Here is a 22,313-nt window from a genome sequence, read left to right on the forward strand (position 1 = left end):
CGATGGCGCTGAATCCCCGAATCGCCGCCGCCCCGGCCGGCACTCCCACCGACATCTCCCAGGGTTCCCGCACCAAGGGCGGCATCGGCGAGTCGACGCTCCGCCCGGACGGCACCCTCAAGGTCACCGGCGAGTTCGCCTACTCCTCGGACATGTGGCACGAGGACATGCTGTGGGGCCAGATCCTGCGCTCCACGGTCGCCCACGCCGAGATCGTCTCCATCGACATCTCCGAGGCCCTCGCCCAGGACGGCGTCCACGCCGTCCTCACCTACGAGGACCTGCCCACCGAGGTCAAGAACTACGGCCTGGAGATCCAGGACACCCCCGTCCTCGCCAACGGCGTCGTGCGCCACCACGGCGAGCCGGTGGCCCTGGTCGCCGCCGACCACCCGGAGACCGCCCGCCGGGCGGCCGCCAAGATCAAGGTCGAGTACCGGGAGCTGCCCGTCGTCACCGACGAGGCATCCGCCACCGCCCCCGGCGCGCCCCTGCTGCACCCGGGCCGCGACGACCACCACGCCGGGCACGTCCCGCACCCGAACATCGTGCACCGCCAGCCGATCGTCCGCGGCGACGCCGACGCGGCCGCCGGGCGGGCGGACGTGATCGTCTCCGGCGAGTACACCTTCGGCATGCAGGACCAGGCGTTCCTCGGCCCGGAGTCCGGCCTCGCCGTACCCGCCGAGGACGGCGGCGTCGACCTGTACGTCGCCACCCAGTGGCTGCACTCGGACCTCCGCCAGATCGCCCCGGTCCTCGGCCTGCCCGAGGAGAAGGTCCGGATGACGCTCTCCGGCGTCGGCGGCGCCTTCGGCGGCCGCGAGGACCTGTCGATGCAGATCCACGCCTGCCTTCTGGCGCTGCGCACCGGCAAGCCGGTCAAGATCGTCTACAACCGGTTCGAGTCCTTCTTCGGCCATGTCCACCGGCACCCGGCGAAGCTCTGGTACGAGCACGGCGCCACCAAGGACGGCAGGATCACGCACATGAAGTGCCGGATCGTGCTGGACGGCGGGGCGTACGCCTCCGCGTCCCCGGCCGTCGTCGGCAACGCCTCCTCGCTCGCCGTCGGCCCCTACGCCATCGACGACGTCGACATCGAGGCCATCGCGCTCTACACCAACAACCCGCCGTGCGGCGCCATGCGGGGCTTCGGCGCGGTCCAGGCGTGCTTCGCCTACGAGGCGCAGATGGACAAGCTCGCCAAGGCCCTCGACATGGACCCGGTGGAGCTGCGGCAGCTCAACGCCATGGAGCAGGGGACCCTGCTGCCCACCGGGCAGCGGGTCGACTCCCCGGCTCCGGTCGCCGAGCTGCTGCGGCGCGTCAAGGCGCGCCCGCTGCCGCCGGAGCGCCAGTGGGAGTCCACCGAGGGCGCCGACGTCCGCGCGCTGCCGGGCGGCCTGTCCAACACCACCCACGGAGAGGGTGTCGTACGGGGGGTCGGCTACGCCGTCGGCCTCAAGAACGTCGGCTTCTCCGAGGGCTTCGACGACTACTCCACCGCCAAGGTGCGCATGGAGGTCATCAACGGCGAGGCCGTCGCCACCGTGCACACCGCGATGGCGGAGGTGGGGCAGGGCGGCATCACCGTCCACGCGCAGATCGCCCGCACCGAGCTCGGCGTCACCCAGGTGACCATCCACCCCGCCGACACCCAGGTCGGCTCGGCCGGATCCACCTCCGCCTCCCGCCAGACCTACGTCACGGGTGGCGCGGTGAAGAACTCCTGCGAGCTCGTCCGCGAGAAGGTCCTGGAGATCGGCCGGCGCAGGTTCGGGACGTACCACCCCGCCTGGGCCACCGCCGAGCTGCTGCTCGAAGGCGGCAAGGTCGTCACCGACGGCGGTGAGGTCCTGTCCGACCTCGTCGACGTGCTGGCGGACGAGGCCGTCGAGGTCGAGGCCGAATGGCGCCACCGCCCGACGGAACCGTTCGACCTGCGCACCGGCCAGGGAGACGGCCACGTCCAGTACTCGTTCGCCGCACACCGCGCGGTCGTCGAGGTGGACACCGAGCTGGGCCTGGTCAAGGTCATCGAGCTGGCCTGCGCCCAGGACGTCGGCAAGGCGCTCAACCCGCTGTCCGTCGTCGGCCAGATCCAGGGCGGCACCACCCAGGGCCTGGGCATGGCGGTCATGGAGGAGATCATCGTCGATCCGAAGACCGCCAAGGTCAGGAACCCCTCCTTCACGGACTACCTCATCCCCACGATCCTCGACACGCCGACCATCCCCGTCGACGTGCTCGAACTCGCCGACGACCACGCTCCCTACGGGCTGCGCGGCATCGGCGAGGCCCCGACCCTGTCGTCCACCCCGGCCGTCCTCGCGGCGATCCGGAACGCGACGGGCCTGGAGCTGACCAGGACGCCGGTACGCCCCGAGCACCTCACCGGCACCCTTTAGCGTCTGCTCCGGCTCCGCGCCGGGCGCGAGCCCGGCGGGGTCCGGAACAGGCCGCCCGGCCCTCCGGGCGGTGCGTGCCACCCAACGGAACGTCACAGGTCCGCGGTCCGCACCGCCCGGAGTCCTCACCGCACCGCTCGCGGTCGGGACCCGGACCGGAACAGCGAAGCATCCCCCGGAACGTCCCCCACGCGGGACCCCCCACGTTCCGCTCCGCAACACCCCGCCCCACCCGTTCGCCTCGGGCCGTCCCCCGGGTCGTGCAGCCCACGCACCATCCCAAATCCCGCGACCCATACCGCAGTACACGCGGGTGCCCCTGTGAACCTTGGGAGTAGGCACCATGACCCAGTCGTCAGTGGAGCCGAAGACCGTCGCCGAAGACGCGGGATCCGGTTCCCGTCTTCCCGCCGGACGGTCTTGGCTCGACCGGTACTTTCACATCACCCACCGAGGATCCTCCGTCGCGCGCGAGGTGCGCGGCGGCGTCACGACCTTCATGGCCATGGCGTACATCCTCCTGCTCAACCCTCTGCTGCTCGGCGGCGAGGACGTGCTCGGCGACAGGCTCAGCCAGCCGGCACTGATCACGGCCACCGCCCTCGCGGCGGCGGTCACCACCCTGGCGATGGGGCTCATCGGCAAGGTACCGCTCGCCCTCGCGGCGGGCCTCAGCGTCGCGGGCGTCCTGTCCACGCAGGTCGCGCCCGACATGACCTGGCCGCAGGCCATGGGCATGTGTGTCATCTACGGCGGCGTGATCTGTCTGCTCGTGGTCACCGGCGTACGCGAAGTGATCATGAACGCCATACCGCTGGCGCTCAAGCACGGCATCACGATGGGCATCGGTCTCTTCATCGCCCTGATCGGTTTCGTCAACGCCGGCTTCGTCGGCAAGGGCGAGGGCGGCGGCCCCGTGACCCTCGGCGTCGGCGGTTCGCTGACCGGCTGGCCGGTCCTCCTCTTCTCCGTCACGCTTCTGCTGATCTTCATGCTCCAGGCCCGCAAGGTCCCCGGGGCGATCCTGCTGGGCATCGTGATCGGCACCGTCATCTCCGTCACCGCCACCGCCACCGGGCTGATCAAGGAGTCGGAGTGGGGCGGCAAGGCGCCGGCCCTGCACGGCAGCGTCGTCTCCATGCCGGACTTCTCGCTCTTCGGCCAGGTGGAGTTCGGCGGCTGGGAGAAGCTGGGCGTCACCACCGTCGGCACGATCGTCTTCACCCTGGTGCTGGCGGGCTTCTTCGACGCGATGGCCACCATCATCGCCGTCGGCCAGGAGGCCAGGCTCGCCGACTCCAAGGGCCGCATGCCCGGTCTGAACAAGGCGCTCTTCATCGACGGCGCGGGCGGCGCGGTGGGTGGTGTAGCCGGCGCGTCCGGCCAGACGGTCTTCATCGAGTCCGCCACCGGCGTCGGCGAGGGCGCACGCACCGGTCTCTCGGCGACCGTCACCGGCCTCTTCTTCGCCGGGTGCCTCTTCTTCACCCCGCTCACCCAGCTGGTTCCCGGCCAGGTGGCCTCGGCCGCCCTGGTCGTCATCGGCGCGATGATGCTGCAGAACGCCCGCCACGTCGACTGGACCGACTGGTCCGTCGCGGTGCCGGTCTTCCTCACGGTCGTCCTGATGCCGTTCACGTACACCATCACCACCGGCGTCGGCGCCGGGGTCATCGCGTACTGCGCCATCAAGGCGGCGCAGGGTAGGTGGAGAGAGCCGAGCATCTTCATGTGGGTGCTCTCGGCGGTCTTCGTCTTCTACTTCGCCACGGGCACCGCCCACTGAGGCACCCTCCACACATCCGCCACCCTGATCGAGGAGACCGACATGCTGGACATCGCCGAAGAGCTCGACCGGTGGGTCGAGCAGGGCCGTGACTTCGCCGTCGCCACCGTGGTGGCGGTCGGCGGCAGCGCACCCCGGCAGCCGGGTGCCGCCCTCGCCGTCGACGGCGAGGGGACCGCGATCGGCTCGGTGTCCGGCGGATGTGTGGAAGGGGCCGTCTACGACCTGTGCGTCCAGTCGCTCCAGGACGGCGAGACCGTCCTGGAGCGCTTCGGCTACAGCGACGAGGACGCCTTCGCGGTCGGTCTGACCTGCGGCGGCGTCATCGACATCCTCGTCACCCCGGTCCGCGGCGGGGTCTTCCCCGCCGCGCTCGCGGCCGCCGCCCGGGGGGAGGCGGCCGCTCTCGCCAGAATCACGGAGGGGCCCGCCGGACTGCGCGGCGAGGCGCTGCTGGTCCGCCCCGACGGCTCGTACGAGGGCGGGCTCGGCGGACATCCGGAACTCGACCGCACGGCGGCGGGCGAGGCCCTCGCCATGCTCGACGCCGGCCGCACCGGCACGCTCACCATCGGTGCCGACGGCTCGCGCTGCGGACAGCCGCTCACCCTGCTGGTCGAGTCGAGCGTCCCGCCCCCGCGCATGATCGTCTTCGGCGCGATCGACTTCGCGTCCGCGCTGGTCCGGGTCGGGAAGCTCCTCGGTTACCACGTGACCGTCTGCGACGCCCGGCCGGTCTTCGCCACCGCCGTCCGTTTCCCCGAGGCCGACGACATCGTCGTCGAGTGGCCGCACCGGTACCTGGAGTCGACCGAGGTCGACGGACGTACGGTCCTGTGCGTGCTGACCCACGACGCCAAGTTCGACGTCCCGCTGCTCGAACTGGCCCTCCGGCTTCCCGTCGCCTACGTCGGCGCGATGGGCTCCCGCCGCACCCACGAGGACCGCAACGAGCGTCTGCGCGCGGTCGGGGTCACCGAGCTGGAGCTGGCCCGGCTCCGCTCGCCGATCGGCCTCGACCTGGGCGCCCGCACGCCCGAGGAGACCGCCCTGTCCATCGGCGCGGAGATCGTGGCCAACCGCAGGGGCGGCAGCGGGCGCTCCCTGACCGGCGCCCACACGCCCATCCACCACGACGGCCCGGACGCCCCGGCGGGCCGCATCGGCTCGGTCGCCTGAGGGCGGCCCCCGGCCGTGACGCTTCCCCGTCGCGCCCGGCCCGGGTCCGTGCGCCCGGTCCCGTGTCCTTTGCTGCGGGGCTGCTCCGGCCCCGGTCCGACGGCTTCCGCCGCCCCGGCCCGGGGCGGCGGCGTCGATGGGCAGGTTCCGGAACGAGCCGAGTGCCGGGTGTGCCGGGTGTGCCGGGTGTGGCGGGTGTGGCGGGTGTGGCGGATGTGGGACGCGGCCCGTGTCCACGGGCGGCGTGATCCGAGCGGTGGCCGCTCCCGCCGGGCCGGCACCGGCCGGAGGGCCCGGGCCGGCCCGGCCGTGGACCGGCGCGCGTCCCCGGGTACACCGGTGACCGGGCCCCGGCGGCTCCGGCGGCCGGGCGCCGGGCCCGCCCGACCGGTCGTGTACCGGCCCGCCCCCGTGCGGCGGCGGGCCACCGCCGGGGCCGATGGGAACCCGCCAGATCGGTGCCGCCCGGGCACCGGGCCGTGCGCGGTGTGCCGGGAACCGGGATGATGAGGGGTCCGGCAGTCGCCGCGGTACGCGATCGGAAAGGTGGTTTCCGTTGCGCAGTGTGGGAGTGGAGGAGGAACTCCTCCTGGTGGACCCGAAGACCGGTGAACCGCGCGCCCTGTCCACGGCCGTGCTGGCCATCGCGGCCCGGTGGAGCCGGGCGGGGCGGCAGCACACCTTCACCAAGGAACTCCATGGGCAGCAGCTCGAGTTCGCCACGCACCCGCAGACCGGCATGCGCGAGCTGGCCGCCGAGATACGGCGCTGGCGCGCGGAGGCGGCCGACCACGCGGCCGAGGCCGGCGGAGCCGTCGCCGCGCTGGCGACCTCGCCGCTGCCGGCCGGCCCCGCGCTCAGCGAGGGCAAGCGCTACCGCTGGATACAGGAGCACTTCGGGCTGACCGCGCAGGAGCAGCTGACCAGCGGCTGCCACGTCCACGTCTCGGTGGTCTCGGACGAGGAGGGCGTCGGGGTCCTCGACCGGATCCGGCCCTGGCTGTCCGTCCTGCTCGCCCTGAGCGCGAACTCCCCCTTCTGGCAGGGGCACGACAGTGGGTACAGCAGTTACCGCAGCCGGGTCTGGGGCCGCTGGCCCTCCGCGGGGCCCGTGGAGGTCTTCGGTTCGGCCGACCGCTACCACCGGCAGGTGCGCGACCTGCTGGGCACCGGGGTACTCCACGACGAGGGCATGATCTACTTCGACGCCCGGCTGTCGCGCACCTACCCGACCGTCGAGGTGCGGGCGGCCGACGTCTGCCTCGACGCCTCCACCACCGCCCTGATCGCCACGCTCACGCGCGGCCTGGTGGACACGGCCGCCCGCCAGTGGCGGGACGGGGAGCCTCCCGCGCGCCACGGTGTGGGCCTGCTGCGCGCGGCGGCCTGGCGGGCGAGCAGATCGGGCCTGGACGACACCTTGATCCACCCCCTCACCATGCGGCCGGCACCGGCCGAGCGGGTCGTCCACGCCCTGCTGGCCCATGTCGAGGACGCCCTCGACGCCAACGGCGACCTCGACCACGCGCGCGAAGGCCTGGCCCGGCTGCTGAGGACCGGCAACGGCGCGCGCGTCCAGCGGCAGCTGCTGCGGCGCACCGGCTCCCTGCGGGAGGTGGTCGCGGCCTGTGTGCGCCGCACCCAGGAAGGCGCGCGGGCCGAGGAGGCCCCCGCGCCGTCGTGAGCGGAGGTGACCGCGTCGCGCCCGGGCGTGGGGCGAGGGGGCGTCGGCGGGGGCCGGCGGCATGGGGCCGGCGGCGGGGGTCGGGGTCTCCCGGGAGACGAAGAGGTTGCCGGAAACCGGCCGGGCGCCCGCGTTCGGCGCGGATGACGGTGTCGGTGATGGCGTGGCCGGGGCGGCGCCGGGCGATCGCGGGCGCATGGGCGCATGGGCGCGGGGCCGCCGGGAAGGCGTGGCGGGGGACCGGGCCGCCCGGCCCCCCGCCGCCCGCGTTCGAAGGAGACCCGCACGTGACCACCCGCTACGCCGCTCCCGGCTCGCCGATATACGACCAGCTCGTCCAGGAGCACGGCGACGTGCTGGGGGAGGCGAGAAAGCTCGCCGACCTCACCCACCGGCAGGCCGACCGGCTCCTCGGCCCGTCCACCGACGCTTCCGCTCCGGGAGGGGAATACCCCGAACAGTCCTGAGAGTCCGTGTTTGCGCGCTCCGGTCCCGGGCACGTGCTCCTTCGTCAAGGGAAACGGCTCAGCAACGAAGGAGCGCGACCATGGCCAAGAAGGACAAGAGGCTCTCCGCCAAGGCCGACAAGGCCAAGGGCGCGGTCAAGGAGAACGTCGGCCGCGCCGTCGGCAACGAGCGGATGACCGCGGAAGGACGCGCGGAGCGGGCCAAGGGCGATCTGCGCGACGCAGGCCAGAAGGCCAAGGACGCGTTCGACCGGTGACGAAGGGCGCGCGTGCGTCATGCCCACGGTGGCCCGGCGGGATCTCCCGCCGGGCCACCGTCGTCCGTTCGGGGCGCGGTGCGGGCTCCCGGCCCTCCCCGGAGTGCCGCGAGGTGTGACCTGATCCAGGCTGGATACGCGATCAGGCGTACGGACGCGACGGCAGCAGAGCAGCACACGGGAGCCGCATCATGGGAACCGAAGAAGCGATGGGCGACGAGGTCTACCAGCCGGACGATGCCGAGATCGCCGAGGACGAGGGCATCCTGGACGCCGAGGACACCCTCTCGGACCGCGAGGCCGATCCGTACGACGAGGGCTGGTCCCCGCCCGAGCGCCCGCTCGGGGTCGAGCGCACCGGCACCACCGCCCGCGAGCAGAACGAGGGCGAGACGCTCGACCAGCGGCTGTCCGAGGAGATGCCCGACCCGGCGCTGGAGACCGAGGACCCGGACAACCTGCCCGACGACATCGGCGATCTCCCCGGCGGCGAGGGCGAACCGTACGACGACGAGGTCGGCACCTCCCGCTCCGGACGGCTCGTCGCGCCCGACGAGGGCGTGCGCACGGACTCCGAGCACGACATGGTCGCCCGTGACGTCGGGATAGACGGCGCCGCGGCCTCCGCCGAGGAAGCCGCCGTCCACGTCGTCCCCGACGACGAAACCCGCTGACCAGACCTCAGGAAAGGTCCCGGCCCGTGCAGCCGACCCACTCGCCCCTCACCCTCCGGGTGAACGGCTCCTCCCACACCCTCACCGTCGACAACCGCGCCACGCTCCTGGATGTGCTGCGCGAACACCTCGGGCTCACCGGGGCCAAGAAGGGCTGCGACCACGGCCAGTGCGGGGCGTGCACCGTCCTCGTCGACGGCCGCCGGGCCAACAGCTGCCTCCTCCTCGCCGTCGCCCAGGACGGCTCCGCCGTCACCACCGTGGAGGGGCTCGCCGACGGCGACGCGCTCCACCCCCTCCAGCGGGCCTTCATCGAACGCGACGCCTTCCAGTGCGGGTACTGCACCCCCGGGCAGCTCTGCTCCGCCGTCGGGGTCATCGCCGAGGCCGCCGACGGACACCCCTCCCATGTGACCGACCCCGCGGCCCTGCCCCGAACCGGCCCGGCGGAACTCACCGCACCGGAGATCCGGGAGCGGCTGAGCGGCAACATCTGCCGCTGCGGCGCCTACCCCCACATCGTCGAGGCCGTCGAGGACGTGATCCGGTGAAACCCCTCGCCTACGTACGCGCCGGCAGCCTCGACGAGGCGACCGCGGCCCACGCCGCCCACGAGGACGCCCGCTACCTCGCCGGCGGCACCAACCTCGTCGACCTGATGAAGCTCGGCGTGGAGAGCCCGGCCACCCTCGTCGACGTCAGCCGGCTGCCGCTGGACGGCGTCGAGGAGCTGCCCGACGGGGGCCTGCGGATCGGGGCGACCGTACGCAACAGCGACCTCGCCGCCCACCCGCTGGTCCGACGCCGCTACCCCGCGCTCTCCCAGGCGCTGCTCGCGGGGGCCTCCGGACAGCTGCGCAACGTCGCCACCACCGGCGGCAACCTGTTGCAGCGCACCCGCTGCCCGTACTTCCAGGACCTGTCCAAGCCCTGCAACAAGCGCGCGCCCGGCAGCGGCTGCGGGGCCCGCGACGGCGTCCACCGCGACCACGCCGTGCTCGGCCACTCGCCCGGGTGCATCGCCACCAACCCCTCCGACATGGCCGTGGCGCTCGCCGCACTGGACGCCGTCGTCGAGCTCCACGGGGCCGAGGGCGAACGGTCGGTCCCGGTCACCGAATTCCACCGCCTCCCGGGGGAGCACCCGGAGCTGGACACCGTGATCAGGCCCGGCGAACTGATCACCGGCGTCGTCCTGCCGTCCGCCGCCGCCGGACTGCCCTCGCTCTACCGCAAGGCCCGCGACCGGGCCTCGTACGCCTTCGCCCTCGCCTCCGTCGCGGCCGTCCTCGACCTGGACGGCGACGGTACCGTCCGCCGGGTCGCGATCGCGTTCGGCGGTCTGGCCCACCGGCCCTGGCGCGCCCGCCTCGCGGAGGCCGCGCTGCTCGGAGCCGCACCCGACGACGAGCGGATCGCCCGCGCGGTGGACGCCGAACTCGACCAGGCGCAGCCCCTGCGCGACAACGCCTTCAAGGTCCCCCTCGCCCGCAACCTCGCGCGGCGGGCCCTGACCGAGCTGGCCGCCCGGCCCGCACCTCCCGCCGGCGCCTGAACCCCCGCCGCCCTTCTGCCCGTCCGTCCCAGCCACCCGGCCCCGCAAGCGAAGGACCCCGTGATGCGTCCCACCGCCACGCGCCCCACCGCGACCGTGCTCGGCGCCCCCGCCGAACGCCTCGAAGGCCGGGACAAGGTCACCGGCGTCGCCCGTTACGCCACCGAGCACGAGCACAACCCGCCCGACTGCGCCTATGCCTGGCCTGTCGCCGCCACCGTCGCCCGAGGCCGGATCACCGCGATCGACACCTCGGCCGCCGACGCCCTGCCCGGGGTGATCGCCGTCCTCACCCCCGACACGGCGCCACGGCTGGAGAAGCCCGACGACCCCATCCTCGCCGTCCTGCAGAACGCCGACGTTCCCCACCGGGGCTGGTTCGTCGCCCTGGCCGTCGCCGACACGATCGAGACCGCCCGCGCCGCCGCCGAGGCCGTGCGCGTCTCCTACGCCGAGGAGCCGCACGACGTCACCCTCACCGAGGACCATCCGGGCCTGTACGAACCAGAGGAGGCCAACGGCGGCCACCCCGCCCGCCGGGAGCGCGGCGACGCGGCCGCGGCCTTCGCCGGCTCGGTCGTCCGGGTCGACGTCTCCTACCGGGTGCCGCCCCTGCACAACCACCCGATGGAGCCGCATGCCGCCTACGCCCGCTGGAGCGGCGACCACCTGACCGTGTACGACTCCAGTCAGGGGTCGACCACGGTGCGCGGTGTGCTGGCCGGGCTCTTCGGCCTGGCCGAGGACCGGGTCACGGTCGTCTCCGAACACGTCGGCGGCGGCTTCGGCTCCAAGGGCACGCCACGGCCGAACGTCGTGCTCGCCGCCATGGCCGCCCGGCACACCGGCCGGCCGGTGAAACTCGCTCTTCCCAGGAAGCAGATGGCGGCCGTGGTCGGCCACCGCGCCCCCACGCTGCATCGCCTCCGGCTCGGCGCCGAGGCCGACGGGACCCTCGTGTCGGTGAGCCACGAGGTCTCCACCCACACCTCCCGCATCAAGGAGTTCGTCGAGCAGGCGGCCGTGCCCGCGCGCGTCATGTACGCCTCCCCGCACAGCCTGACCGCCCACCGCGTCGTCGCGCTGGACGTCCCCAGCCCCTCGTGGATGCGCGCACCGGGCGAGACCCCCGGCATGTACGCGCTGGAGTCGGCCATGGACGAGCTCGCCGACGCCGTCGGGATCGACCCGGTCGAGCTGCGCGTGCGCAACGAACCCCCCACCGAGCCCGACAGCAACCTGCCCTTCAGCAGCCGCCACCTCGTGGAGTGCCTGCGCGAGGGGGCCCGTCGCTTCGGGTGGCACGACCGCGACCCCCGCCCCGCCGTCCGTCGCGACGGCGATCTGCTGACCGGCACGGGCGTCGCCGCCGCGACCTATCCCGTACTGATCGCCCCTTCCACGGCCACCGCCACCGCGCTCCCCGACGGCGGTTACGCCGTGCGCGTGAACGCGACGGACATCGGCACCGGAGCGCGTACGGTCCTCGCCCAGGTCGCCGCCGAGGCGCTGGGCGTCCCCCTCGGCTCCGTGCACATCGAGATCGGCAGCAGCCGGCTGCCGCGGGCCTCCCTGGCCGGCGGCTCGTCGGGGACGGGCTCCTGGGGATGGGCGGTGCACGAGGCGTGCGCGAACCTGCTGCGGCGACTGGCCGGGCACTCCGGAGCGCTGCCGCCCGAGGGCCTGTCCGCGTCCGCCGACACCACCGAGGCGGCCGGGCGCAAACCCCCCTACGCCCGGCACGCCTTCGGCGCCCAGTTCGCCGAGGTACGGGTCGACACGAGCACCGGAGAGGTGCGGGTGTCCCGGCTGCTCGGCGTGTACGCGGCGGGACGCATCCTGAACCCCCGCACGGCACGCTCCCAGTTCATCGGCGGGATGACCATGGGCCTCGGGATGGCACTGACCGAGCACAGCACGATGGACCCGGCCTTCGGCGACTTCGTGGAGAGCGACCTGGCGTCCTACCACGTGCCGGCCCACGCCGACGTCCCGGCCGTCGAGGCGCACTGGATCGACGAGGACGACACCCATCTCAACCCCATGGGCAGCAAGGGCATCGGGGAGATCGGCACCGTCGGCACGGCCGCCGCCATCGGCAACGCCGTCCACCACGCCACCGGCGTGCGCTTCCGCGAGCTGCCGCTGACGCCCGACCGGGTGCTGCCCCGCCTGTCGTAGGGTGGGCGCGACGCGCCATCGCACCACCGTCGGGAGCCGGAGCACGTGACCGAGTCCTCGTCCTTCCAGCCGGTCCTGGACCGTATCGCCGAGGAGATCGCGGCCGCCCCCGCCCGGGGCCGCCCCGCGGACTACATCCCGGTGCTCGCCGAGGCCGACCCCTCGCGCTTCGGGATGGCGGTCGCCGAACTCGACGGCACGGTGTACGGGGTGGGGGACTGGCGCCGGCCCTTCTCGGCCCAGTCCATCACCAAGGTCTTCACCCTCGCCCTCGTGCTCTCGATGGAGGGCGAGGCGCTGTGGCGGAACGTGGGCCGGGAACCGTCCGGCAACCCGTTCAACTCCCTGGTGCAGCTGGAGTACGAGAACGGCATCCCGCGCAACCCGTTCATCAACGCGGGCGCCCTCGTCGTCACCGACCGGCTGCAGTCCCTCACCGGCGACGCGGCCGGGTGCCTGCTCGACTTCCTCCGTGCCGAGAGCGGCAACCCGGAGCTCGCCTTCGACGAGACGGTCGCCGCCTCCGAGGCCGGGCACGGCGACCGCAACGCCGCCCTCGCCCACTTCATGGCGTCCTACGGCAACATCTCCGGACCCGTCCCGGGCCTGCTCGCACAGTACTTCCGTCAGTGCTCGGTCGAGGCGTCCTGCGCCGACCTCGCGTCGGCCGCCGGCTTCCTCGCCCGGCACGGCATACGGGCCGACGGCACGACGCTGCTCACCCGCAGCCAGGCGAAGCAGATCAACGCGGTCATGCTCACCTGCGGCACCTACGACGCGGCCGGCGACTTCGCCTACCGGGTGGGCCTGCCCGGCAAGAGCGGTGTCGGCGGCGGGATCATCGCCGTCGTGCCCGGCCGCTGCACCCTGTGCGTCTGGAGCCCGGGCCTCGACGCGCGCGGCAACTCGGTGGCGGGCGTGGACGCCCTGGACCGCTTCACGACGCTGACGGGCCTGTCGGTCTTCTGACGCCCGCTGCGGGCGTGCGTCAGCGGCTGCGGCTCGGTCCGGTCCGGCCGGGCGGACCGTTCGGCGGCCGGGAGCCGTCGGCGGGACCTGGCCCGGCGACGTCGCGCACGCCGGGAAACCCCGACCCCGATGCCGGCGCCGCGTACGATCACCGGCCGACCGGGGCTGGACGCGGTGCCGGAGGACATGGCGCGCGCGTCGGCCACGCCCTGGCCCCTGAGGAGCTGGAGGAGGGGCTGCGCCCGGTCCGCCTTCACCGCCCTGGGTGCCACGAGTGCCCGGCCGGAACCGGCGGGCCGACGACGAGTGCGGACGCGACGGTTCCCCCGACCGCGCGCCACGGCCGCCGCTTGCGCGCTTCCGGCCCTCCGCTCCGGAATGCTGAGGCATCGGCCCCCGACCGGAGGAGCTCTGATGCTGCACACGGACGTCGCCATCGTGGGCGCGGGCGCCGCCGGCCTCTCGCTCGCGTACCGGCTGTGCGCGCCCGGCCCGGGGCCGCGCCCGCGCGTGACGGTGCTGGACGCCCCGCCCGGCCCGCTCAGACCCCCCGAGCGCACCTGGTGCTTCTGGGAAGGACCGGGCGGCGACTTCGACGACCTGCTGGCCGCCTCCTGGGACCGGCTGCGGGTACACGGCCCCGACGGCGTCCCCCTGGTCGGGAGCCCCGGCCCGCTGAGGTACAAGATGCTGCGCTCCGCCGCCTTCGAGGCCGCCGCGCGCGAACGGCTCCGCACGACGGCGCGGCGGATCGACGTCACCGTCCACACCATCCGTGACCTGCCCGGCGGCGGTGCGCGGGTGGACGGCGTCACCGCCCACGGCGACCCCTTCCGGCTGCGCGCCCGCTGGGTGTTCGACTCACGGCCCCCGCCCGTGCCGCCCCCCGCCCGCACCACCCTGCTCCAGCACTTCCGCGGCTGGTTCGTGCGCACGGACCGGCCGGTGTTCGACCCGGCAGTCGCCGATCTCATGGACTTCCGCACCCCGCAGCCGCACCGGGGCCTGTCCTTCGGATACGTCCTGCCGCTCGGCCCCAGCGAGGCACTCGTCGAGTACACCGAGTTCTCCGCCGCAGTCCTCGACGACGACGGATACGACAGCGCCCTGCGCCACTACACGGGCGAGGTACTCGGACTCGGCCGGTTCACCGTGCGCGCGGCCGAACACGGCGTCATCCCGATGAGCGACGCCCGCCACCGCCGCCGCGCCGGCGCCTCGGTGTTCCGCATCGGAACGGCCGGCGGCGCCACGCGGCCCTCGACCGGCTACACCTTCGCCGGGATCCAGCGCCAGTCGCGGGCCGTCGCCGCCGCCCTCCACGCCGGGCGCACCCCAGAGCCGCCCCCCGCGCACCGGGCGCGCCACCTGGCCATGGACGCGGTGCTGCTGCGCGCCCTGCACCGCGGACGGATCGACGGCCCCGCGTTCTTCACCCGACTCTTCCGGGACGTGCCGGCCGAGCGCCTGCTGCGCTTCCTCGACGGGGACACCCGGCCCGGCGAGGAATTCCTCATCGGCCTGCGCACACCCGTCCTGCCCATGCTCCGCACCCTCGTCGAACTGCCCCGGCTCGCCCGGAGCCCCGCCCCGTCCCCCCACCGTCCGGAAGCGAGACGCCCATGACCGTACTGCGCGACGACGACCTGACCGCCGCGTTCGACCACGCGGCCCCCGCCTACGACCGGCTCGTCGCCCTCAACCCCGGCTACCACGCCCACCTGCGCCGCTCGGCCCGCCGGCTCCGCCTGCCCGGCCGGGGCGCGGGACTGCGCCTGCTGGACCTGGGATGCGGCACGGGAGCGTCGACGGCGGCACTGCTCGAAGCGGCCCCGCTGGCCGACATCACCGCCGTGGACGCCTCGGCGGGCATGCTGGACCGGGCGGCGGCCAAGCGGTGGCCGACCGGGGTCCGCTTCATCCACGCCCCCGCCGAGGAACTCCGGCGGGCGGGCGTGCACGGACCGTTCGACGCGGTCCTCGCCGCCTACCTCTTCCGCAACGTCACCGACCCGGACCTCCTGCTCGCGGCCGTGCGCGACCTCCTCGCGCCAGGGGGCCGGCTGGCCGTGCACGAGTACGTCCTCGGCGGCCGCCCGGCCGACCGGCTGGTGTGGCGCGCCGTCTGCCGGGGCATCGTGCAACCCGCGGGAGCGCTCTGCGGCGACCGCGGCCTCTACCGCCATCTGTACCGCAGCGTCGTCGACTTCGACACGGCGCCGGCCTTCGCCGCACGGGTCCGGCGGGCGGGCCTCACCCGGGTACGGGTCCTGCCGATGCCGGGCTGGCAGGCGGGCATCGTCCACACGGTGACGGCCGCGAGGTCCGGCGAGGAACCCGCGTGAGCGCCGCGAGGCACCGGGCATCGGCGGGCACGGCCGCAACGGGGCGCCGGGTTTCGGCGGGCACGGCCGCAACGAGCTGCCGGGAAGGGGCGCCCATGCCCGCCGCCGCGTCCCGCGATGCGGGCCTCGGCCCCGCCGGCCGGGCCCCGCGGAGGAAGCCCCTGCGCGCCGGCCGGGGCGCGGGGGAGTGCCCGTGAGCGCCGCCGCGCCCCGGCGCGGCCGCGACCGGCGGGCCAGGATCCTCACGCCCCGCCCCGGCCGCCACCGCGTCCCCGGGCCCGCGCCGGCCGCCGCCGTCGTCGGCGGCGGTATCGCCGGGCTCGCGGCCGCCACCGCGCTCGCCGAACGGGGCGTGCGCGTCACGCTCTACGAGCGCGAGCGGACCCTCGGCGGACGGCTGGCCGGCCGGCCCGTCACCCTCGCCGACGGCTCCACCGCCACCATGAGCCGGGGCTTCCACGCCTTCTTCCGCCAGTACTACAACCTGCGCGGGCTGCTGCGCCGGGCCGACCCCGCGCTCGGCATGCTCACCCCGCTTCCCGACTACCCCCTGCGACACAGCGGAGGCATGGACGACAGCTTCTCCCGGGTCCCGCGCACACCGCCCTGGAGCGCGCTCGGCTTCGCCGCGCTCAGCCCCACCTTCGGCCTGCGCGACCTGGCCCGGATGAACCCGCGCGCCGCGCTGCCGCTGCTCGACGTCCGCGTACCGGACGTCTACGAGCGGCTGGACGGCGTCAGCGCCCAGGAGCTGCTGGAGCGGATCCGCTTCCCCGAGGCGGCGTACCACCTGGCGTTCGAGGTGTTCTCCCGGAGCTTCTTCGTCGACCCGCGCACGCTCTCGGCGGCGGAGCTGGCGCTGATGTTCCACATCTACTTCCTCGGATCCAGCGAGGGTCTGCTCTTCGACGTGCCGTCGGAGCCCTTCCCGCAGGCCCTGTGGGAACCCCTCGGCGCCTATCTCGGGGGCCTCGGCGCCGCCCTTCTCGGCGGCCGGGCCGTGGAACGGGTGGAGCCCGCCGCCGGCGGAGGGTTCACCGTCGTCGCGGGGGACGGCGGGCTCCCGTACGACGCCGTGGTGCTCGCCATGGACACGGCCGGGCTGCGCGGCGTCGTGGCCGGCTCGCCCCGGCTCGGGGACGAGGCGTGGCGCGCCCGGATCGGCCGGCTGCGCACCGCGCCGCCGTTCCTCGTCTCCCGGCTCTGGCTCGACCGTCCCGTAGCCGACGGCCGCCCCGGCTTCCTCGGGACGAGCGGCTACGACGGACTCGACAACGTCAGCGTGCTGAACCGCTGGGAGGGCGAGGCGGCCCGCTGGGCGGCCCGTACCGGCGGCAGCGTCATCGAACTGCACGCCTACGCCACGGCCCCCGGAACCGACCGGCCCGCGTTCGAGGAACGGCTTGTTGCGGGGCTGCGCACCGTGTACCCGGAGACCCGTGCCGCCGTGGTCGTGGACCGCAGGCACGAATGGCGCGCGGACTGCCCCCACTTCCCGGTCGGCGGCTACCCGGACCGGCCCACGGTCCGCACCCCCGACCCCGCCCTGGTGGTGGCGGGCGACCTGGTGCGCACCGGGCTTCCCGTGGCGCTGATGGAACGGGCCGCCACCAGCGGTTTCCTCGCCGCCAACGCGCTGCTGGAGCGGTGGGGCGTACAGGGGCAGACGCTCTGGACCGTGCCCGACCGGGGCCGGTCGCCGGCGCTGCGCGCCCTGGCCCGGCTGGGGGCGGACTGAAGGCGTTGGCGCGGGCCCCGGAGCGGCCCGCCGCCCCCGCCCGGCTCATCCCGGGAAGCGGCCGGTGCTGCGCAGCTCCCAGCGCCGCCGGGCGTACGCGAGGTCGTCGCGCCAGAGCCGGCCCGCCGCCGCCCGCATCAACGGCCGCAGCAGCGGCGCCGCCGACCGCGCCAGGGCGAACCCCCGGCGGTCCGACACGGCGACCGACGCCTCCACCACGGCGGTGCGGGGCCTTCCCCACGCGTCCGGGCCGAGCGGAGTCGCGTGGGTCTCGACGACCGAACCCCGGCCCTCGCCCTCGGTGATGCGCATGACGACGGTCCTCGGTTCCGGCGCGCTGAACAGGGCGCGGACCGGCACCACCGCCCGGCCGGCCACCCTGAACGACACGTCGACGACGAAGCCGTCCTCCTCGCCCGCCGGGCCCTCGCCGCCGTCGCGGCCGGTGGCGTCGGGAGCCCGGACGACCGCCAGGTCCACGAAGGAGTACGGGTGGAACCAGGCGCCGTGCCAGGGATCCAGCCGGTTGGCGACCACGTCGTCGGGCTCGCACCGCCCCACGCCGGTCCACACCGCCACGACCGCCGCCGCCGGGTCGGGCCGCACCGGCACGACCGGACGTTCCAGCGGCTCCTCGCCGCCGACCCGGTCCAGCCGCACCCACGCCAGCACCCCGTCCTCGTACACGGGGAAGGGCTCCCAGCCGGCGAACGGGCCGCCCTCCAGGGCCAGGCCGTGCCAGCGGCAGAGCAGCGTGCCGCAGCGCACCCGGCCCTCCTTCAGGGGCGCCCCGAGGTGCGGGCAGGCCCCGGGGCCCGCCCGCAGTCCCCCGTCCGCGCCGCGCCAGGCGACGACCTCCGTGCCGCCGACGGTCCGGCCCAGCGGCCGGTCCGGCCCGATGTCACGGGCCGCGCCCAGGACGTACCAATTGCCGGAGGGACGGGCCCGCGCGCGCTTGAGGGCGTCGGCGATGAGACCGGGCCGGGCATCGCGCCAGGTGGGCCGCTGACGCTCCCAGGGCTCGGAGCCGCGGCGCAGACGCAACGGGTACCGCCCGGGGCGGGGACCGGCGTTCACGCCGTCCCCTTCCGGGCGGAGCCGCCGAGCGGCACGGGGGCCTTGCCCCCGTCCGGCCCCGGCGCGGGGCTCGGCGCACAGCCCTGCGCACCGGACGCGACCCGGGCCCGTACCCGCGCCGACGCCAGCCGGACCAGGCCGTCGGCGGCGACCACCGCGCGTCGGCGCCGGGAGACGGCCGCCCGGCGGTGCAGCACCGCCCAGCCGTCGTCGCGGATGGCGTCCAGGATCTCCCCGTACAGGACGAACGCGGTACGGATGCAGGGCCGCGACACCGGGTCCAGCATGGCGAGTCCCGGCGCCGCCCTGCGATACACGCCCCGGGTGAGGTCGGCGGCGGCCATGAGGGCCGAGGTGATCCGGCGGTCGCCCAGCCCGGTGACCCGGCTCCAGCTCAGCAGTTCCCGGTCCACACCGTGCGCGGCCAGCAGGTCGGCCGGCAGGTACACCCTGCCCCGGTCCAGGTCCTCGCCCACGTCGCGCAGGAAGTTCGTCAGCTGGAACGCCACACCGAGCGCCGCCGCGCACGGCGCCGCCTCCTCGCGCGGCACGACGGTGCCCAGCACGGGCAGCATCTGCAGACCGATGACCGCCGCCGAGCCGTGGGTGTAGGCACACAGGTCGTCGTACGTCGGATAGTCCGTGACCACCAGGTCCGACCGCATCGACGCCAGGAAGTCGGCGAAGTGGCGCCGGTCGATGCCGTACACGGCGGCCGTGTGGGCGAGCGCCCGGACCACCGGCTCTTCGGTGTCCCCGCCGCCCAGCGCCCGGTCCAGCTGCGCCTGGAGCGCGCCCAGCGCCGCGGACCGCTCGGCCGTGGTCGCCGTGTCGCCCAGGTCGTCCACGATGTCGTCGGCCCGGCGGGCGAAGCCGTACAGCGCGTGCACGGCCGGGCGCCGGGCGGCCGGGAGCAGCCGGGTGGCGAGGAAGTAGGTCCTGCCGTGACGGGCGTTGAGCCGGCGGCAGTGCGTGTAGGCGGCGCGCAGCGACGGTTCGGCGATGCCCGCGGCGTCCAGCTCACGGTCGGTCACTCGGGCCTGCCTTCCAGGGTGGTGCGGGCGGCGGAGGCGGACGCGGGGCGCGCTCCGGCGCTTCGGCGGACGGGGGAGGGCCGCTGCCCCGGGCGCGGCGGTGGGCCGGTGATCCGGGCGGCGGCGAGCTTCCCGGAGATCAGCACGGTCGGCACGCCGACCCCGGGCGTGGTGCCGCACCCCGCGAGCACCGCGTTCTCGGCGGAGCGCACCAGGTTGCGCGGACGGAAGGGACCGGTCTGGGCGAAGGTGTGGGCGGCGGAGAACGGCGTGCCCGCCGCGTGCCCCTGGGCGCTCCAGTCCACCGGCGTGACGAGGCACTCCTGCTCGATGGCGGCGCCCAGCCCGGCCATCCCCCGGCGCTCCAGCTCGGCGAGCAGTGCGGAGCGGTAGCGGGGCCCCAGGTCGTGCCACTCGTGGACGCTCGGCCCGATGTCGGTGTTGGGGCAGGGCGCCAGGACGTAGTGCAGATGGCGGCCGGGCGGCGCCAGGGACGGGTCGGTGGCCGTGGGGCGGGTGATGAGCAGGGACGGGTCCGACATGAGCCGTCCGGTACGGGTGAGTTCCCGGAAGGTGCCGTGCCAGGCCGCCCCGAACGACAGCGTGTGGTGGGCCAGCCAGGGCCAGGTGCGGTCGGTCCCCGCGTGCAGGACCACCGCCGAGGGGGAGTGGCGCAGCGGCAGTGGCCGGCGCGGCCGGTGCCCCAGCAGACGGTAGGCGACGGGCAGATCGGGAGTGAGCACCACCGCGTCGCACGGGATGCGGTCCCGGTCGGTGACGACGGCCGTGATCCGGGCGCCGGAACGTTCCAGCCGGGTCACCTCCTCCCCGTACCGCACCTCGGCGCCCGCGTCGACGGCCGCGCCCGCCATGGCGCGCGGCAGGGCGTGCATGCCGCCGCGCGGGAAGTGGACGCCCGCCACCGTGTCCATGTACGCGATGACGGCGTACGCGGCGAGGGCACGCGCCGGCGGCACCCCGGCGTACAGCGACTGGAAGGAGAAGACGCGCCGCAGCCGCTCGTCGGTCAGGAACCCGCCGACGCGGGCGTCGAGCCGGCCGAAGCCCCCGAGCGCGGCGAGCCGTGCCAGGTCGGTGTTGAGCAGGTGCAGCGGCGAGTCGAAGTTGGCGTCGATGAAGCGGCGCATCTGCACCCGGTACAGCCGCTCCAGCCAGTCGCGCAGCCGCCGGTAGCCCGCGGCCTCGCGGGCCCCGGCGAACCGTTCGACCTCGGCGGCCATCGCCTCCGCCCCGGTGTGGACGTCCAGCACCGCCCCGTCGGCGAAGCACGCGCGGTAGGCGGGGTGCAACGGGATGAGCTCCAGCCGGTCCCGCAGCGTCCCGCCGACGGCCGCGAACGCCTCCTCCACCAGGTCCGGCATCGTCAGCACGGTGGGACCGGTGTCCATGCGGTAGCCGCCCGCCTCGGCGAGCCCGGCCCGGCCGCCCGGCTCCCGGGCGCGCTCCACGACGGTGACCCGCCGCCCCGCGCCCAGCAGGTGCAGCGCGGCCGACAGACCGGAGAGCCCGGCACCGACGACCACGACATGGTCCGTGGGCCCCGGGACGGTCCTCATCGGCCCCCGCCCGGCCCGCCCGCGGCCCCGTACCCGGGCGCCGGGGACGGATCGCCGCCCGGGTGCCCCGGTGAGCCGGGCGGGCCGGCCACGGCACGCAGCAGCTCCTCCAGCCGGCGGCGGGGACCCGGCTCGGCGGGGACCGTGTCCAGGTGCCGGGCGCTCAGTTCGGTGAGCCGCTCGATGCGGGCCTCCACGGCGGCGCGCGCCCCGGTCTCCACGAGCACGGACCTGACCCGGGCGAGGCCGCTCCCGGTCAGCTCCGGATCGCCGAGCGCGGCGTCGAGGACGGCGAGCGACTCCCCGTCCGCCCGGGAACGCGCCAAGGCGACCAGGCAGGTCGACTTGCCGTCCCGGATGTCGTCGCCCACGGGCTTGCCCGTGCGGTCGGGATCACCGAACACGCCCAGCAGGTCGTCGCGCAACTGGAAGGCGAGCCCCGCGCAGCGCCCCGCCGAGCGCAGCGCCCGGACGGTGCGCTCGTCCGCGCCGGCGAGGGCGGCACCGAGCTCCAGGGGCCGCTCCACCGAGTAGCGGGCGCTCTTCAGGCAGGCGGTGCGCACGGCACGCACCAGGGAGCGGGTGCCGGTGGCCTGGGCGTGCAGGTCGAGGTACTGGCCGGCCACCATCTCCGTCCGCATGGCCTGCCACACCGCGCCGGTGCGCAGCCGTACCGGTTCGGGCAGCGAGGTGCCCGCCACGATGTCGTCCGCCCAGGAGAGCGCCAGGTCCCCGGCCAGGACCGCGGCCGAGCCGGCGAACCCCACGGCCGCCGTGCGGGTCCGGCCGGCGCCGTACCGCTCCTCCAGCGCGGTGTGCAGGGACGGCCGGCCCCGGCGCAGGGCCGAACCGTCCATCACGTCGTCGTGCACCAGGGCGCAGGTCTGGATGAGTTCCAGCGCGGCGCCCAGGCGCAGGGCCGCCCCGGCCCGTTCGCCGTCCCGGCCGCCCCCGCACACGCGCAGCCCCCACCACAGGAACCGCGAGCGCGTCCGCTTGCCGCCGTCCAGCGTGAAGCGGGCGACCCGCGCCGCGATGTCCTGGGCGAAGGTCCTGTCGATGGCGGCCGCCTCGGCGACCCGGGCGTCCAGCAGCTCCTCCAGGGTGCGCCCCACCGCCCCCGCCACATCGGCGTCGACAGCCCCGGGCCCGGCGGCGCACGGCCCGTCGGCCGGCGCTCCCGTCCTGGCGGGGCCGGGTCCGGTGGGTGCCGCGGCGGGGCCGGGCCCTCCGGGGTCGGAAGCGGGTCCGGCGGTGTCGGGTCCGGCGGGCTGTCGCGCGGCGGGATGCCGTGCCGACCGGGTGGGGACCATCGCGCTTCCTTTCGTCGCGTGACCGACGGGACCTCCGCGCTACGACGGATGCGGGGCGAAGCCGCA

General features: G+C 75.1%; 18 protein-coding genes. 14 read left to right on the forward strand and 4 right to left on the reverse strand.

What is annotated here, in order from left to right:
* Window positions 1-2 precede the first annotated feature (2 nt).
* The 14 genes from pucD (at window position 3) to PUR26_RS29935 (ending at window position 17,246) form a co-directional block, all read left to right on the forward strand.
* Window positions 3-2,411: a xanthine dehydrogenase subunit D gene (pucD, locus tag PUR26_RS29870; RefSeq protein ID WP_329877133.1), complete on the forward strand. Its 2,409-nt coding sequence runs from the start codon at window positions 3-5 to the stop codon at window positions 2,409-2,411.
* A 343-nt stretch (window positions 2,412-2,754) separates the two neighbouring features.
* Complete coding sequence (locus PUR26_RS29875; protein ID WP_329877134.1) at window positions 2,755-4,197, forward strand: NCS2 family permease; 1,443 nt, start codon at window positions 2,755-2,757, stop codon at window positions 4,195-4,197.
* Window positions 4,198-4,239: 42 nt separating this feature from the next.
* Window positions 4,240-5,376: an XdhC/CoxI family protein gene (locus PUR26_RS29880; RefSeq protein ID WP_329877135.1), complete on the forward strand. Its 1,137-nt coding sequence runs from the start codon at window positions 4,240-4,242 to the stop codon at window positions 5,374-5,376.
* A 556-nt stretch (window positions 5,377-5,932) separates the two neighbouring features.
* Window positions 5,933-7,060 (forward strand): glutamate--cysteine ligase 2, encoded by a 1,128-nt coding sequence (locus tag PUR26_RS29885; protein WP_329877136.1) that lies wholly within the window; start codon window positions 5,933-5,935, stop codon window positions 7,058-7,060.
* Between the two features lie 287 nt (window positions 7,061-7,347).
* Window positions 7,348-7,527 (forward strand): hypothetical protein, encoded by a 180-nt coding sequence (locus tag PUR26_RS29890; RefSeq protein WP_329877137.1) that lies wholly within the window; start codon window positions 7,348-7,350, stop codon window positions 7,525-7,527.
* Between the two features lie 80 nt (window positions 7,528-7,607).
* On the forward strand, window positions 7,608-7,784 hold the full coding sequence (locus tag PUR26_RS29895) for a CsbD family protein (protein WP_329877138.1): 177 nt from the start codon (window positions 7,608-7,610) through the stop codon (window positions 7,782-7,784).
* A gap of 191 nt (window positions 7,785-7,975) precedes the next feature.
* Complete coding sequence (locus PUR26_RS29900) at window positions 7,976-8,458, forward strand: DUF5709 domain-containing protein (protein ID WP_329877139.1); 483 nt, start codon at window positions 7,976-7,978, stop codon at window positions 8,456-8,458.
* Between the two features lie 26 nt (window positions 8,459-8,484).
* Complete coding sequence (locus PUR26_RS29905) at window positions 8,485-9,009, forward strand: 2Fe-2S iron-sulfur cluster-binding protein (protein ID WP_329877140.1); 525 nt, start codon at window positions 8,485-8,487, stop codon at window positions 9,007-9,009.
* A complete protein-coding gene (locus PUR26_RS29910) occupies window positions 9,006-10,013 on the forward strand; it encodes an FAD binding domain-containing protein (protein WP_329877141.1) in 1,008 nt (335 codons plus the stop codon). Before PUR26_RS29905 ends, PUR26_RS29910 begins: the two co-directional genes overlap by 4 nt.
* A gap of 63 nt (window positions 10,014-10,076) precedes the next feature.
* Window positions 10,077-12,194 (forward strand): xanthine dehydrogenase family protein molybdopterin-binding subunit, encoded by a 2,118-nt coding sequence (locus PUR26_RS29915; protein ID WP_329877142.1) that lies wholly within the window; start codon window positions 10,077-10,079, stop codon window positions 12,192-12,194.
* 45 nt (window positions 12,195-12,239) lie between these two features.
* Window positions 12,240-13,163, forward strand: a complete 924-nt coding sequence (locus PUR26_RS29920) for a glutaminase (RefSeq protein WP_329877143.1) — start codon at window positions 12,240-12,242, stop codon at window positions 13,161-13,163.
* A gap of 414 nt (window positions 13,164-13,577) precedes the next feature.
* The gene (locus PUR26_RS29925; protein WP_329877144.1) at window positions 13,578-14,789 is read left to right on the forward strand and encodes a lycopene cyclase family protein; all 1,212 of its coding nucleotides are present in this window, start codon (window positions 13,578-13,580) and stop codon (window positions 14,787-14,789) included.
* A complete protein-coding gene (locus PUR26_RS29930; protein ID WP_329877145.1) occupies window positions 14,786-15,508 on the forward strand; it encodes a class I SAM-dependent methyltransferase in 723 nt (240 codons plus the stop codon). The genes PUR26_RS29925 and PUR26_RS29930 overlap by 4 nt, the downstream gene beginning before the upstream one ends.
* Before the next feature lie 193 nt (window positions 15,509-15,701).
* The gene (locus PUR26_RS29935; RefSeq protein WP_329877146.1) at window positions 15,702-17,246 is read left to right on the forward strand and encodes an FAD-dependent oxidoreductase; all 1,545 of its coding nucleotides are present in this window, start codon (window positions 15,702-15,704) and stop codon (window positions 17,244-17,246) included.
* Between the two features lie 45 nt (window positions 17,247-17,291).
* On the opposite strand, the gene PUR26_RS29940 is transcribed toward PUR26_RS29935, so the two are convergent.
* From PUR26_RS29940 to PUR26_RS29955, 4 genes are read right to left on the reverse strand one after another with little or no spacing between them, the layout of a single operon-like run.
* Complete coding sequence (locus PUR26_RS29940; RefSeq protein ID WP_329877147.1) at window positions 17,292-18,323, reverse strand: DUF5914 domain-containing protein; 1,032 nt, start codon at window positions 18,321-18,323, stop codon at window positions 17,292-17,294.
* Complete coding sequence (locus PUR26_RS29945) at window positions 18,320-19,357, reverse strand: phytoene/squalene synthase family protein (RefSeq protein WP_329877148.1); 1,038 nt, start codon at window positions 19,355-19,357, stop codon at window positions 18,320-18,322. Before PUR26_RS29945 ends, PUR26_RS29940 begins: the two co-directional genes overlap by 4 nt.
* Window positions 19,354-20,934: a phytoene desaturase gene (locus PUR26_RS29950; protein ID WP_329877149.1), complete on the reverse strand. Its 1,581-nt coding sequence runs from the start codon at window positions 20,932-20,934 to the stop codon at window positions 19,354-19,356. Before PUR26_RS29950 ends, PUR26_RS29945 begins: the two co-directional genes overlap by 4 nt.
* Entirely contained in the window at window positions 20,931-22,247 is a 1,317-nt protein-coding gene (locus PUR26_RS29955) for a polyprenyl synthetase family protein (RefSeq protein ID WP_329877150.1), read from the reverse strand. Before PUR26_RS29955 ends, PUR26_RS29950 begins: the two co-directional genes overlap by 4 nt.
* Window positions 22,248-22,313 lie beyond the last annotated feature (66 nt).

It is taken from the genome of Streptomyces sp. SP18CS02, assembly GCF_036322365.1.
GTDB lineage: Bacteria > Actinomycetota > Actinomycetes > Streptomycetales > Streptomycetaceae > Streptomyces.